Origin of the sequence: Micromonospora sp. DT178, from assembly GCF_049841695.1 — a bacterium.
Classification (GTDB): domain Bacteria; phylum Actinomycetota; class Actinomycetes; order Mycobacteriales; family Micromonosporaceae; genus Micromonospora.
Map to the genome: position 1 here is coordinate 1 of NZ_JBNCKV010000042.1, position 949 is coordinate 949.

The following is a 949-nucleotide window of genomic DNA, read 5'->3' on the forward strand; positions in this document are numbered from 1 at the left end:
ACAGTCCTGGAGCTGGTGCGGGCTCAGGCCGCGGTCGTGCTCGGCCATGCCGGCCCAGCGACGATCGATCCGGACAGTGCGTTTCGCGAGCTCGGCTTCGACTCGTTGACCGCGGTGGAGCTGCGTAACCGGCTGGCTACCGCGACCGGGCTGTCGCTGCCGGCCACGCTGATCTTCGACTACCCCACCCCCGCCGAACTCGGCCGCGAACTGTGGACGCGAGTTGTGCCAGAGGAGAAGACGCCCGCAAATGCTCTGGAGTCCGACTTGGACCGGATCGAGCAGGCTATACGCACGTTGGCCCCGGGAGATGGCAGAGATCCAACGAAGCTGGCGGACCGCCTGCGTGAGCTGGTGCGCAGGCTCGAGGTCCAGACGGGCGGCCACGGGGCAATCCCGGTGATCGACACCTATGCGGCCTCCGATGACGAGCTGTTCGACGTTCTCGACAAGATCGTAAGCTCCGAGGGAGGGCGAACGGCGTGAGCAACGATGAGAAGCTGCGGACATATCTGCGACAGGCCACGGACAACCTGCTGGAGACCCGGCGACGCCTGCATGAGCTTCAGGATCGGGGGACTGAGCCCATCGCCGTGGTCTCGATGGCCTGCCGGTTCTCGGCCGGCATAGATACCCCGGAACAGTTCTGGGATCTCATTGCCTCGGGTGGCGACGCCATCGGGCCATGGCCGATGGATCGGGGTTGGGATGTCGGGTCGTTGTATGACCCGGATTCGGCGCGGTCGGGGACCAGTTATGTCCGCGAGGGTGGGTTCCTGGCGGATGCGGCGTTGTTCGACGCGGCGTTCTTCGGGATCAGCCCGCGGGAGGCTGTGGCGATGGATCCGCAGCAGCGGCTGTTGTTGGAGGTCTCCTGGGAGGCGTTGGAGCGGGCCGGGATCGACCCGTCGGGGCTACGCGGGTCGGACACCGGCGTGTATGTGGGCAC

2 protein-coding genes are annotated in these 949 nt (G+C 66.5%); both read left to right on the top strand.

What is annotated here, in order from left to right; translation table 11 throughout:
• Positions 1-486, top strand: a 486-nt coding sequence (locus ACLQ22_RS31850; protein ID WP_425695574.1) for a phosphopantetheine-binding protein, incomplete at its 5' end; no start/stop codon positions are given.
• A partial coding sequence (locus tag ACLQ22_RS31855) for a beta-ketoacyl synthase N-terminal-like domain-containing protein (RefSeq protein WP_425695575.1) occupies positions 483-949 on the top strand: 467 nt, incomplete at its 3' end. The genes ACLQ22_RS31850 and ACLQ22_RS31855, both read left to right, overlap by 4 nt.